The 243-nt window shown below is 31.7% G+C and carries 1 protein-coding gene; it reads right to left on the minus strand.

The features are described 5' to 3' along the window. A partial coding sequence (locus tag SB660_RS23175; RefSeq protein ID WP_410584896.1) for a hypothetical protein occupies positions 1-243 on the minus strand: 243 nt, incomplete at both ends.

Genomic DNA, 243 nt, shown 5'->3' on the forward strand with positions numbered 1-243 from the left:
CGAAGTAAAAAAAGTAAAATCGGGTAATGGGTTCAGATACCTCTTAATATAATCTGATATTTCAATATTCACAAAATCATCCGCCTGATTGACCTTATAGGCTGTCAAAACCATTGCATCATGATCATTTACAACATTATTGCTTCCATTTGGAAGCGTTTTATTAAGTTTTAGAATCACATAATCAAATGTTGATGCAGCTTTGGTATATTTCAGGTAAAAGGGTGAATTTGTTAGTACAAT

It is taken from the genome of Bacillus sp. SIMBA_005 (assembly GCF_046535585.1).
GTDB classification, from domain to species: domain Bacteria; phylum Bacillota; class Bacilli; order Bacillales; family Bacillaceae; genus Bacillus; species Bacillus pumilus.